The sequence below is a fragment of the Virgibacillus subterraneus genome, assembly GCF_900110695.1.
GTDB lineage: Bacteria > Bacillota > Bacilli > Bacillales > Amphibacillaceae > Lentibacillus > Lentibacillus subterraneus.
In genome coordinates this window covers 17452-30133 of sequence record NZ_FOEH01000003.1, presented here as the reverse complement: position 1 = coordinate 30133, position 12682 = coordinate 17452, and the positions used below count along the sequence as shown (strand labels likewise).

Sequence of the window (12682 nt, the reverse complement as noted above, 5' to 3'; positions counted from 1 at the left end):
TTGTGATAAACCATGATTCGTTTTACCTAAGGTCATATGCGGTACATAGTCCTTAAGTTCAAAGTACTTCTTTATTAAATCACTGGAGGGTGAAATTACTCAAACTATACTGTTATGTAATTTATATAACTCACTTGAGCTAGCACTTAAGTAAAGAATTTCATTACCAAAGAACTTTGGTTTATCAAGTGTTATTTCAAAAGGGTGAAAGTTATAACATACTTCTTTAACCTTCTGTAACCACTCTTCATCTGAGGTTAATCCACCTTGTGCCTTCAGAGTTATATGTGGTTCAACAACATCAGGTAGCCGATTATTTTTCCATTTATGCTGAAAATCTATTATTTTCATTTTTTGTATTCATCTGAAGGTACAATTCCAATAAAAAATTGCAATTAATAACTCCACCCGTCTATTTAATATTAATTATTAATAAAAGACTAATCTTTCTAAGAATTAGCCCTTTCCGCCTAAACTTTAACCTTCCTGCTTTCTCTTCATATGCTGACGAATTAGCCTGATTTGCCCGCGATGATTCAGTTCATCCTCAAATACATGAAACCAGCGGAAATAGTTATTAGCTACATTATTAGGGCCGAAGGGTGATACTTCATCTAACCAACTATCCTCTTTTTCCCTGAACTTTTCTAACGTGTGTTCCCGGACGCGGTTTAACTGCTCTCTGTAGAATTCAATTTCTTTATTATGGATTATTTGATGTGCCTTTTCACCAAGATTCAAGCCTACCTCAAGCTTTTGTAATTCCTTTTCAGTAGGATCCCTTTCCTCAAATGTGATAATTTGATAAACTTCTTCTACACATGCCATATGGTATAAAAGACAACCTATTGAATTTCCTTTCACATCTATACGATAATCAAGCTCTTTAGCTGTTAAATTATTTACTGCTTCTAGCGTAGTCATTCGTGTGTAATCCATCATGGATAATAATCTTCCTATTATTGAGTTATAGCCTGATTTTTTCTCAATGATAAATCTTTTGTCTTCTGTTGATTTCATTTTTAATCTCCCTTTTACCCAGCTAATCCTATTAATTCAAATTAACTGGAAAATTATCAATTACTATTTCAATTAATTGCTTCAATAAAGGCGTCTTGTTTAACCAAGTACCTGTATTTATTACCTTTTCTATCACCTTAAGTGGTTTACTAATTAAATTATGAAAATTAAGTAGAAGTAAACCACTAACTCCACAATGCTGTCACTGATAATGGATAAGGTTTCTAACATACTCATTCTCCCAACATCTATAAATTCATTTTGACTTCTATTTAAGCTATATAGTTACTTCTAAAATAAGAGAATCATGTAACAGCTACTTAAAGTTCTTCTTGTACCTGCTAATTTAGTAAGATTTCTTAAATAAACTGCTCGGATTGGCTAATCGCACCAATAGATAACTAATCAAATAAGCAATGCTCGAGATTCCAAACAAGGCAAAAATTCCAGGTGAAAAGACCAAGTATAAACTTACTGGTAATGACCACAAAAATGCGATTAACAATAGGAGTTGTTTTGACATAAAAGAAGCAACTATCGCTAAACAAGCTGGAAGGAACAACATGAAGAATGTGTTTACTACAGGAGCTAATTCAGTTGGATTCGAATAAGGGTTGTAAAAGTTTAGGACAAACCATAGGACAATACTGGAGATACCGGCTGTTATTCCCAAAACTACCGAAACTTTTCTGATGTTCATCACTCCTCAATTTTCTTATCTGTTCTTCTCTAAACGATTAACTTTTTTAAATAAAATTATAATTGATATGATGACCGCAATTGGTAACCCCCACGCAATAATACTACCTAATATCATTGTTAAAATTGCTGATAAACTCATGGAACCACCCCCATTATTTCTATTAAATAGCCTGTATTAGCTTCACCCTTTAACCACAATATGTTTAGGGTTCATTGGGATATCTTTTATTTCCGCCTTTAAGAATTCGGGTTGTAAAGAGAGTTTATAAAGATCATCTATCGGAATCCATTTATATATTAAATGATCACCCTCCATTCCGTAGAATTCTTCAGTACTAAATTTATAATCGTCTTTAAATGACACCTGATAGTAAAATCCTATTTCATGAAAGTCATTTCCATTAAAGTTAAAAAAATTCTCAACTGACCAAAGCAACCTTTGTACTTGAACATCAATCCCCAGTTCCTCTTGAAATTCCCTATTCAGAGCTTTCTGGGATTCTTCTGTGATTTCTACTCTCCCACCAGGAAGAGCCCAATGATTATCAATAACACTTTTGTGTAAAAGAACATGACCATCCTGGATCCAGACACCAGCTACACGATAATTAAATACCCCAATGTCCGTTTCAAATACTGCATCCATATACAAATTACTCCCAACCATATTTTTATTTCATATTCTGTTCCGTTATTGAAAAGGACAGTAATAACTGATTATATCCATAAGCTGTTCCGATTCTTCTGAAGACACGTTTTCAGATAATCTTGCTCCGGCAATAATTGGAGCCCACTGGAAGATTTCTTCTTTTGACAAATCGCTTTTCTCACAATACAGTCGCAAATACATTTCCGCTAACTCCATTGAAAACTGTGAGTACAAAAAATACGTACGATATATGTCCGCACGAATGTCTCCTGCACTGGAATCAATCCAGTCTATAATTGCCACTTTATGATCTGACATAATCAAATTAAAAAGATGGAAGTCTCCATGACAAAGCCTCTTCTCATATGCCATTGAATCCAATTTATGTACTAATGTAGACTTATGTCTTTCGTCTAATTCTGGAGCCAAATCAATTTGACGCCTTAATTTTCCAGCCATCGGCTCAAGCGGACCATCAGCAGTAATCATATGAATTTTTTGTTGTATTTCAATCGATAGTTTCATGTAATACTCTGCTTCCTGCCTATTCTTAAATAGGATATCACCTATTGTACTCCCTTTAATATATTCCATAATGATGGCTTGCTTCCCATCAATTTGTGTGACATCGAATATTTCAGGCACAAACAGTCCGCACGAATAAGCAAATTTCTGCTTATTTGCTTCATAAAGAGATTCAGATTTCGGTAAATAGTCGTTAAATATTTTGATAATCTTATTTTCCCAAAGGTATATAATTGCTGTATTCCCTTTTGCTATTGGTTTACCTAAATCCAATTGTAATCTCTCCCTGATCTGCTTCTGACTAAATAACAACTAATTTTCACATATATCAATATTATCATAATATTCCAATTATTGATGGAGAAAATCGGTTAGGCACACAACCCAATATAGTTTTATTGCTTTTCTGAAATAAATTCTACTCCTTCAATAAGTTGATTAGTTAAGTCATCAGGCAAACTATGTCCCATACCTTTTTTAACAATTAACTTACAAGGAACCCCATTTTTTCTTAAGATATCCACTGTTTTTAGAGTCTTATCATAAAACGGATCTTTATCTCCTGTGATAACACAACCTCTTACATTTATTTCACTATTTAATTGCAGGATTTCTTCTATTTCTTCTGTATTTTCAAATGAAGGAACTATTGCTATAAATCCATCAAATTTTGCTAAATTATTCTTAAAACTTAGCTCAATTGCTGTCTTACCTCCCTGCGATGCTCCTGCTATTATATTCTCTTTTGCTGCAAGGTCGTATTTTCTCTTAAATTGATTGAATGTATCAGTAACATCTTTTTCTGCAACATCTTGATTATCCCAGGAATAACACTCATGACTAAACAACTGAGAAGATTGGGGAAATCCCAATAAATATTTTGATAAAATGGCTGATTCACTCCACTGTTCAGTGAAATCTTTAGCGTTTGAACCTTTCCAGTGTAATGCAAAAATAGAAGTGATAGCTTTAGGATTACCCACCACTTGCAATGAAGCTTTAGCATTCTTCTTTTCTGCTTCATATTTCTCGTTGCACAGTTCTAAAATTTTTTGAAATTCTACCTTTTCTTTGAGTGGTTGTAACTCAGTGTCATTCGTTAGCAGTTCTGGATTCCACCAATATCCTCGATCTAATACTTCGGATAGTTCTGATATTGCTTTATCGTTGTTTCCTTGCAACATACAAATACCAGCTTTCCAATGCCCTAGTCGATCTAGTTTTTCTGGAAATTGCTCCTTAGCTTCTTCTAAAAGCAAAGCCGCTTCTGTAAAATTCTCCTCTTGCACCAGGTTAACTGCCTTTTGTTGAATTTTTGTAAACCCATTATTTGGTTTTGTGGCTCCCATAAAAAATCCCTCCCGTATTTATTTTAACACAAATATTCAGAATACCTTGTATAATCAAGCGAAAACTAAAACAACTCACAAGCTTATTAGTAAATTTATGTATACAAATTTGTATATGAATTTGTAGGACACAATGTAGACTTACACTAGCTATCGTTATCTAATAAACTGGTGCACAAATTACACTACAATATCAAAGGGTTTTTAAATCCTATTATACCAATAAAAGTGACCATCAAATTAGCATACAAAATTGATGGTCACTTCACATTACATTTTTAATATTTGCGATAGGTAACGGAACACGTAAATCTTCTTCACACTTTCACCTGGTACTTTCCCAGATGCTCTTATCTAAACAAATCGAATAACCGGTCCCAGAATCCTTTTTTCTCTTTTTCCTGTTCTTTACTTTCTTGCTTGTCATCATCTTTTTTTATACTTTCTGTTTTAATGACAAATTGTACGGAATTAACCTTTTTATTTTTCGATGAAACAAATGAAACGGGATTGAAATCGGATTTATCGTATTCATTAATCATTTGGTCGATTTCAGTTTGCATTTGATCAGGTAAATCATTTGTTGACTCAGCTAACTCAGTTGTACCTTCATGAAGATCATTCACGCCATTTTCCAATTCACTAGTTCCATCTGTTAGGTCGGTGATGCCTCCATGCAGATTACCGTATGATCTTGATACTTCTGAAACGCCACCAGTATAATCAACCAAACCAGAATGGAACGATTGATAATTGGAAGATAGCGTGCTTAAGCCTTGCTGTAATTTTTTCATCGATTCATCGACATTCATATTATCTAAGCTCTTGCCCAGATTATCAGCCATCGTTTCAACATTCGTTTTCATTTTTTGCAGTGATCCTATAACTCCATCTAATGTTGGGTTCACAGCTTGAAAGGCTTTTTTGACACTGGAGTAAGTGCCTTTCGCTGCACCTGCTGCTTTATGAGTTTTAATCAGTTTTTCAATAACCTCAGGATCTGCATTGCTAGCTTTTAATTTCTTTATTTCATCGTCAGAAATATCGCCCACAGGAATCGCTGCCATCGATTTATCCAGTGCATCATAAGCTTTCGTATATTGTTTCTTTAAATCAGACAAACCTTTCTTCGTTTCCCCTAAGCCATTTGCAATTTCAGTAAGCCCTTTTTGTAATTTCTTTAATTCACCCACATTCGTCTCATTAGAACCACTTCCTACTGACTGACTCATTTCTTCCAGGGCTTTATCAATTTCCTTAGATCCTTTAATTAGTTCAGAGGACCGATTAGCGAGTTTATTAATTCCATTTTTATACGATGCAGAACCTTCCTGTATGCTTGCGGCGCCATTATTTAATTCGGCTATCCCTTCATTCAGTTCTCCAACGCCATCATTTATTTCTTCTGTTGCATCTGACAGGGACTTCATATCTTCGGTCATGTCTTCAGAGTCTGGTGAGTCAATCGACATAGAAGATGTTACTGCCGATATTTCAATACTTTCCATTTCTAAATCTTTTACATCAGCCTTTACCACAAAGCTATCTTCTTTTTCCGGCATAACAGTAAAGGTAACCTGTTTATTTTTCCCTGCATTGGCAATCGTTCCATTTTCAGTTTCGATATTTTGATAGATTTCCGAGTTTAAAGGGAGTGATATCTGTAACATGTAATTTTCGAAAAAGTTGGAATTGGCCTTTTGGTTTGCCTTTGTATCGATATGAACTTCAAACTGGCCATCTTTGCCTAACAGTTCATCAGGTGATACTGTTTTGCCGTTTAATTTGTAGGAAACATTGATGTCCCATGGTAATGGTTTGTTCTCTATATTTCCCTGATAATAAAACTCATCTTCTGTTGCTGTAAACGTAACTTGATTATCTTTTAGTTTCATATCTGTTAAATTAGTTAAATTTCCAACACTGGTATATGGTCCAAAGTCTACCATTTTCCCAGGCTTATCAACCGTAAAACTGTTGACGACATACATCTCTTTCTGATCACCATTGGCATTTAGTGTGGCATATACGACTTCACTCTTCTCAGAATACGTTCCATCTGATGAAGATTCATTAGTCGCCGCTGATACTAAATGTGTTGGTATTATAAGAAGACATGCCATGAACACCGCGGTTATCCGTTTAAATCTCATTATCATTTCCCTTTCCCTTTATAGAAGTTTGCTCTTAGTGTTGTTTTTTCAATTATTCGATCGAATATAACCAGCATAGCCGGCAAGACAAATACGACCATAACAAATGCTAGTAACGCACCTCTGCCTAGTAATAAACCGATCGAAGACACAATTGGATTTGAAGATGTTAATGATAAAATAAATCCAACACTCGATAAGATCGAAGCGGAAATAAATATCGCAAAAATCTTATCATCAATCGTTTTCTTAATTGCCTCCATTGCTGGCATTTCTTTACGAAGGTTTTGGTATGTCTCCGTAAATAAGATGCCGTAATCAACTGTTGCGGCAAGTTGTACCGTACTGATAATTAAATAACCAACATATACCAACGACGAATCCATAAAGTATGGTACCGATAAGTTGAACCAAACTGCAGATTGAATCGTCAATAATAAGACAGCAGGTATGGAGATTGATCGGAATGTAATTAAAAGCACGATCGCAATTGCAATTACCGTTAGCAAATTCACGACTGTGTTATCTTCTTCAACGATTCTTTTCATATCATACAACGTTACACTCTCACCAAGTAGATGGGTGTCATCATAATAGGTTTCAGCAGTATATCGAACATCCTCAATTAATGAAAAAGCCGCTTCCCCTTCCGAACCTGTTTCAGTGTTCAGTGTGATCCGCGTGTAGTTTTCTGAATAAAATTGTTCCGTCGTCGATTCCTCTAAATAATCAGGGGGAATGGCCGAACTGACGATATTCACATAGGAAATTACACTCGATACATTAGGCAGATTCTCTAACTGTTGAACGAGCTCTTCTTCCTTAGCCATATCACCATTAGGAACAAGTAAAGCCATTGGCGTATTTTCCCCATATTCTTCCTGTATAGCTGCTGCATCTGCACCAGCACGTGTTGTCTCCGGCTGTTCCCCAGTACCATATATGAAGGATGTTTCACTTTGTGCTAAAAATGCCGGCACGATTAATAGGAAGACTAGTAGTAAACTTGGAATCCTAAATTTCATAACGTGCTTCCCGATATTCTTAATACTCGGGACAAGTGGTCTGTGTTGTGTACGATCAATCCACTTGTAAAACATCAGTGTTAAAGCAGGTAAAAAGACGATGACACTAATAAAGCTCAGAACAATTCCTTTCACAAGGTTAAGACCTAAGTCAGCCCCAATGCCAAAGTCCATAAACGTGAGTGCCATAAAACCGAAAAACGTTGTTGATGCACTCGCCGCGATAGCTGGGAATGATCGTTTAATAGCCAGTTGCATTGCTTCTTTAGGATCTGAAACTTGCTTTCGATAATCGGAGAAACTATGAAGTAAAAAGATGGCATAATCCAGCGATACTGCCAGCTGTAGTATCGGTGCCACCGATTGAGTAACATACGATATTTCGCCGATAAAAATATTTGTACCTAAATTAATGATTACAGAAACCCCTATAGCCGTTAAAAAGAATAACGGTTCCATCCAGGAGCTAGTGGATAGAATTAAAATGATGATAATGATTGGAACCAATAATAAGGCTGCATTTAAAGACTCTTTACCAGCCATTTTTTGTGATGTCGCGGTGTCTACTGCCTCACCTGAAATGGCATTTTCCTCACCAATCAAATCATAAATTTCATCCGTAACTTCGACTTCATCACCTTCACGAATATTTATTGAAAATAAGGCTGATTCATCCTGATAATAAGATTCTACAGTATCTTGATTAGCCATTTCGACTGGCGTTTTTATATCCATAACATCATCTAACCAAGTCACTGAAGTTACACCATCGATTGCTGCTAATTTATCTTTGTATGCTGAGGCTTCGGTAATAGAGACATCCCGAACCATCACCCTCGCATTCGCAATCGGCTCATCGAATTCTTTTTCCATTAAATCCATGGCCACTATTGATGGTGCATCATCTGGCAGATAATCAACCATATTGTAATTGACTGAAACAGCAAATTGCGCAATTGTACTAATTAGCGCAATGATGATAAATGTTATCACAATGGGTTTTTTATGTTTGATAATTCTTGCTGATTGGTCAATAAGACTTCATCCTTTCTTGCAATAGTACCTTAATACACTTTATTATTGTAATAGACACTGTGTTGGATAATCAACAAACAGTTTTATAAATATCGTCAGCTATTCAACATATTATTAAATTGTGTTGGATTTCATTAGAAAAACTTAGTGATCGTATGAAAGTAGTAGTTATACTTTTAAGGAGGATTTTTAAATTGAGTCAGAAATTAGACCGACGTAAAAAATACACCCGCAAAATATTAAAGGAAAGTCTTATTATATTACTGGCCAAAAAACCTATATCTGCCATAACCGTAAAGGAAATCTGTGAAATGGCAGATATTAATCGTTCAACTTTTTACACACATTATGCAGATCATTACGATTTACTGGATAAAATAGAAGCGGAAATTTCGGAGGATATGATTAAGTATCTAAGCAGTTATAGCTTTACAATCGAAGAAGAGTCACAAAAGATGACTCAAAAATTATTAGAATACATTACAAATAATAAATTTATGTTCCAAACATTATTAATGAAAAATGGTGACCCCACTTTTGAGCAGCGACTGATGAACATCGCTCAACGTTTTATGATGAAGAATTGGATGGCTGTCAATCATATAGATGAGGTAGAATCAAGGTACTTGAGTACATTCGTTGTAAGTGGAGCTATAAATGTCATTAAGGATTGGATTGAAAATGAAATGGACCAATCCCCGAAAGAAATGGCTGTTATAATTAATAATTTTGCAAACTATGGGATGTCTTATTTAGATTAAATTAACTAATTCTGCTACTATATTTGTGCTGGGTGTATTGGAGCACATAAGAACATTAACTATTATATTTATTTCTGTACCCCAATATAACGTCTGTCAGTATATATAAAATATAGGAAATTATAAACAAACAGAAAGGGATCAAAAAAAGATAAAAGTCAAAAGTGTTATGCTCTGAAACCATAACGTTATCCACATCAGGTATTTGGAAAAGTAATGACCTCAAGAGGTACATACTTATCAGAAAGAAAATAGTTCCTATTGCTAGAAAACCATTTCTTTTCGCCTTCCTAAGTCCTGTTAAAGAAATAATTAACAAAGCCAATCCCAGTGGAAAAACAGTATAAGAAAAAATTATTGGAATCTCAGCCTCAAATGGCAATAATATCACCCTTTCTGCTCTTCAATAAATGGAGTTCTATGGTTCTTTTCTTATTAGACATATATGAAATTGAGGAAAACTGATAAATCATTCGCCCCTTTATCAGAACCAGGATCCACACCGCTGACCTGCATTTCGAGCTGCAACTCACTAAGTATCCTATGAGTACATCTACTCACAATCTCTGGATATATTTTAACACAAATATTCTGAATTCCATGCACACTAGTAAGAGATTTATAAAACAAATTAAAAAAGACCATCAAATCAGCGTAAATTTGATGGTCAATTTGCTTACATTATTAATTTGTGATAAATGTGCGTTAGCCAGCATCTCCAACGTCACGCTGTGGATTTTTAACAAAGAATGATAAAGCTAAGCCAACTAAAGAGATAAATCCAGCGACAATAAAGGACACATTAACACCATGAACAAGTCCAGGTATTCCTTCATCCGGAATAGCATTATTGGTCATAACCGACACAAGCAGGGCTGTTCCAACCGCACCTGCTATTTGTCGCATTGTATTATTCATTGCCGTTCCATGTGGTATTACGTCCGTTGGAATCTGATTTAAGCCAGCTGTTGTTACTGGCATCATAACCATTGCCACCCCAAGCATTCGGACAGCATTTACCACTGCCAAATACGTAAATGTTGTCTCGGTGGTTAGATTGGTAAACATAAACGTCGTAACTGTTAAGATGAATAATCCAATTATAGCCAACCATCTCGCGCCAAATTTATCAAATAAACGACCGGTAATTGGGTTCATTGCCCCCATCAACAGAGCCCCTGGCAGGAGCATTAACCCTGATTCAAAAGCTGTAAAGCCTAGCATATTCTGCATCAGTAATGGCAACACAACGGCTGCACCAATCATCGCCATGAATACGATCATGCCAAGTATAGTAGTTAATGTGAATATTTTGTATTTAAATATCCTGAATTCAAGTATTGGCTGTTCTAGTTTGAACTGTCTTTGAATAAACAGCGTAAGGGCAATAGCACCAACAACCATCGAGATAATTACCTCGTTACTTGTCCAGCCTCCACTCCCAGCCGTACTAAATCCAAATAGCAATCCGCCAAATCCTAATGTTGAAAGGATAATTGATAACGTATCAACCTTTGGAAACGTCTGCTTCGTCACATTTTTAAGAATGAAATAAGCAACAATAATATCGATAATAATGATTGGTAAGATTACATAAAACAAGCTTCTCCATGGGAAATGCTCTACTAAATAACCAGATAGTGTCGGACCTATTGCTGGTGCAAAAGATATTACTAAACCGAACATACCCATCGCTGTTCCTCGTTTTTCAACAGGAAAAATAAGAAATAGGATCGTCTGCATGAGTGGCATTATAATACCAGCACCACCTGCCTGGACAATTCGCCCAACCATTAATACTGCAAAGTTCGGTGCTATAGCACAAATTACTGTACCTACACCAAATATTCCCATCGCTGTTAAAAACAGTCCTCTTGTAGTATAGCGCTGAATTAGAAAAGCTGTTATTGGTATCATGATTCCGTTAACTAACATAAAAATAGACTGCAGCCACTGTGCAGTATTCTCATCTAAAGACAAGTCCCTCATTATATGCGGTAACGCTGTAGCTAATAGCGTTTGGTTCAGAATGGCGGCAAAAGCCCCTGATATTAATACTAGCATGAGTGGTACTTTATTTATTTTTTCCCCTGTTTGTGATGGTCCCTGACTTTCTGCCATAATCTTTCTTCCTTCTTTCTTTTATATTAAGATCGTTATTTACCATCAAAGTTTAACACAACAACATTACACTCTAACACAACTAAGGATAGACAAAAAGGAATATACAATACTTATCCTGTTTTCGTACTTATAGCATAAATCAATATAGGTCTATTTAATCGTTTTAGATTATTTACAAGAGGTATATATATTAGATAAGACAAGGAGGGGATAGACGATGGGAAAAATTCACTTGATTCCTTATCAGATCGAAGAAATTCAGGATACAGCGACTGATATCCCAGAAGGAGTTTCTATGATTCAAGCTCCTTATGCCTGGGAGGAAGCAGAGAAAGGCCACGGAAATGTCGTCGCAATAATTGATACCGGATGCCAAGTAGACCACCCAGACTTGAAAGAACGAATAATTGATGGAAGGAACTTCACTTCTGATTACAGCGGGGATAAAGATAATTACGATGATAACAACGGTCATGGTACACATGTAGCAGGAACAATTGCCGCTTCATCTAATCAAGAAGAAGGAATTTCTGGTGTCGCTCCAAATGCCAAGCTTTTGATTTTAAAAGTTTTAAGCGAAGATGGTAGCGGGGATTATCAATGGATTATCGATGGGATAAATTATGCCGTGAATTGGGAAGGACCTAACGGCGAAAAGGTAAGGGTGATATCCATGTCGCTCGGCGGTCCGGAGGATGTACCGGAACTTTATAAATCTGTTAAAAAAGCAGTTGATTCCGGCATCCCAGTAGTATGTGCCGCCGGGAATGAAGGTGATGGCCGACCTGTGACTGATGAATTTGCATACCCTGGTGCCTACAATGAAGTAACTCAAGTTGGAGCTATTAACTTTGACAAAAAAATTGCACCATTCAGCAATACCAATGATGAAATCGACCTTGTCGCTCCAGGGGTGAAAATATTATCTACTTATACTGATAGTAAGTACGCCCGGTTATCAGGCACATCCATGGCTACACCACATATATCTGGCGCACTGGCCTTAGTTATCAACATTGCAGAAAAGCAATTTGATCGACGTTTATCCGAAACAGAACTTTATGCCCAGCTTGTTAGACGTACAGTACCTCTAGGCTATCCAAAATCAGCAGAAGGAAACGGACTTATAGCACTAGCAATCCTGGAACAGTTCGAACAGCTTTTCCAAACCTTCAACAGACATTATGCTAGCAACTAGGTGATTGGGGCATCGGAGTGGTGAGAACTATGCCGGCAGCTATGCCCCATCTTTGGCGATAACGGAATATGGATCCGACAATTTCCTAATAAGCAATCGTGGCGGATCCTCATTCCGCTATATGTTACAAAAGCTGCTCAA

At 36.1% G+C, this 12682-nt stretch carries 12 protein-coding genes; 2 read left to right on the top strand and 10 right to left on the bottom strand.

The genetic code is table 11. From position 1 onward, the window contains the following. Positions 1 to 99 precede the first annotated feature (99 nt). From BMY13_RS19985 to BMY13_RS09760, 9 genes are all read right to left on the bottom strand, one after another. On the bottom strand, positions 100 to 351 hold the full coding sequence (locus BMY13_RS19985) for a 2'-5' RNA ligase family protein (RefSeq protein ID WP_342728814.1): 252 nt from the start codon (positions 349 to 351) through the stop codon (positions 100 to 102). A gap of 126 nt (positions 352 to 477) precedes the next feature. Then, positions 478 to 1020 (bottom strand): DinB family protein, encoded by a 543-nt coding sequence (locus tag BMY13_RS09790; protein WP_092504271.1) that lies wholly within the window; start codon positions 1018 to 1020, stop codon positions 478 to 480. 346 nt (positions 1021 to 1366) lie between these two features. Then, positions 1367 to 1720 carry a hypothetical protein gene (locus BMY13_RS09785; protein ID WP_092504268.1) on the bottom strand — a complete coding sequence of 118 codons (354 nt, stop codon included), beginning with the start codon at positions 1718 to 1720 and terminating at the stop codon, positions 1367 to 1369. A gap of 15 nt (positions 1721 to 1735) precedes the next feature. Next, the gene (locus BMY13_RS19920) at positions 1736 to 1861 is read right to left on the bottom strand and encodes a hypothetical protein (protein WP_281243686.1); all 126 of its coding nucleotides are present in this window, start codon (positions 1859 to 1861) and stop codon (positions 1736 to 1738) included. Between the two features lie 42 nt (positions 1862 to 1903). Beyond that, positions 1904 to 2368 (bottom strand): NUDIX hydrolase, encoded by a 465-nt coding sequence (locus tag BMY13_RS09780; RefSeq protein ID WP_092504266.1) that lies wholly within the window; start codon positions 2366 to 2368, stop codon positions 1904 to 1906. 45 nt (positions 2369 to 2413) lie between these two features. Continuing rightward, positions 2414 to 3169: an aminoglycoside phosphotransferase family protein gene (locus BMY13_RS09775; protein WP_092504264.1), complete on the bottom strand. Its 756-nt coding sequence runs from the start codon at positions 3167 to 3169 to the stop codon at positions 2414 to 2416. A 122-nt stretch (positions 3170 to 3291) separates the two neighbouring features. Continuing rightward, positions 3292 to 4245, bottom strand: a complete 954-nt coding sequence (locus tag BMY13_RS09770) for an alpha/beta hydrolase (RefSeq protein ID WP_092504262.1) — start codon at positions 4243 to 4245, stop codon at positions 3292 to 3294. A gap of 350 nt (positions 4246 to 4595) precedes the next feature. Continuing rightward, positions 4596 to 6398 (bottom strand): hypothetical protein, encoded by a 1803-nt coding sequence (locus tag BMY13_RS09765; RefSeq protein ID WP_092504843.1) that lies wholly within the window; start codon positions 6396 to 6398, stop codon positions 4596 to 4598. Positions 6399 to 6400: 2 nt separating this feature from the next. Beyond that, positions 6401 to 8347, bottom strand: a complete 1947-nt coding sequence (locus BMY13_RS09760) for an efflux RND transporter permease subunit (protein ID WP_092504841.1) — start codon at positions 8345 to 8347, stop codon at positions 6401 to 6403. Between the two features lie 305 nt (positions 8348 to 8652). Here BMY13_RS09760 and BMY13_RS09755 point away from each other — a divergent pair, with 305 nt between their 5' ends. Beyond that, complete coding sequence (locus BMY13_RS09755) at positions 8653 to 9219, top strand: TetR/AcrR family transcriptional regulator (RefSeq protein ID WP_092504260.1); 567 nt, start codon at positions 8653 to 8655, stop codon at positions 9217 to 9219. Positions 9220 to 9924: 705 nt separating this feature from the next. Here the strand turns inward: BMY13_RS09755 and BMY13_RS09745 are convergent. Further along, positions 9925 to 11340 carry an MDR family MFS transporter gene (locus tag BMY13_RS09745; protein ID WP_092504258.1) on the bottom strand — a complete coding sequence of 472 codons (1416 nt, stop codon included), beginning with the start codon at positions 11338 to 11340 and terminating at the stop codon, positions 9925 to 9927. Positions 11341 to 11560: 220 nt separating this feature from the next. Between BMY13_RS09745 and BMY13_RS09740 the strand changes: the two genes are divergently transcribed. Continuing rightward, a complete protein-coding gene (locus BMY13_RS09740; RefSeq protein ID WP_092504256.1) occupies positions 11561 to 12541 on the top strand; it encodes a S8 family peptidase in 981 nt (326 codons plus the stop codon). The last annotated feature ends 141 nt before the right edge of the window (positions 12542 to 12682 follow it).

Bases quoted from the DNA above. Each gene is read 5' to 3' on its own strand.
- BMY13_RS09770 (WP_092504262.1), bottom strand. From the start codon at position 4,245: ATGGGAGCCACAAAACCAAATAATGGGTTTACAAAAATTCAACAAAAG.
- BMY13_RS09785 (WP_092504268.1), bottom strand. From the start codon at position 1,720: ATGAACATCAGAAAAGTTTCGGTAGTTTTGGGAATAACAGCCGGTATC.
- BMY13_RS19920 (WP_281243686.1), bottom strand. From the start codon at position 1,861: ATGAGTTTATCAGCAATTTTAACAATGATATTAGGTAGTATTATTGCG.
- BMY13_RS09790 (WP_092504271.1), bottom strand. From the start codon at position 1,020: ATGAAATCAACAGAAGACAAAAGATTTATCATTGAGAAAAAATCAGGC.
- BMY13_RS09740 (WP_092504256.1), top strand. From the start codon at position 11,561: ATGGGAAAAATTCACTTGATTCCTTATCAGATCGAAGAAATTCAGGAT.
- BMY13_RS09780 (WP_092504266.1), bottom strand. From the start codon at position 2,368: ATGGATGCAGTATTTGAAACGGACATTGGGGTATTTAATTATCGTGTA.
- BMY13_RS09765 (WP_092504843.1), bottom strand. From the start codon at position 6,398: ATGAGATTTAAACGGATAACCGCGGTGTTCATGGCATGTCTTCTTATA.
- BMY13_RS09745 (WP_092504258.1), bottom strand. From the start codon at position 11,340: ATGGCAGAAAGTCAGGGACCATCACAAACAGGGGAAAAAATAAATAAA.
- BMY13_RS19985 (WP_342728814.1), bottom strand. From the start codon at position 351: ATGAAAATAATAGATTTTCAGCATAAATGGAAAAATAATCGGCTACCT.
- BMY13_RS09760 (WP_092504841.1), bottom strand. From the start codon at position 8,347: ATGGTTGATTATCTGCCAGATGATGCACCATCAATAGTGGCCATGGAT.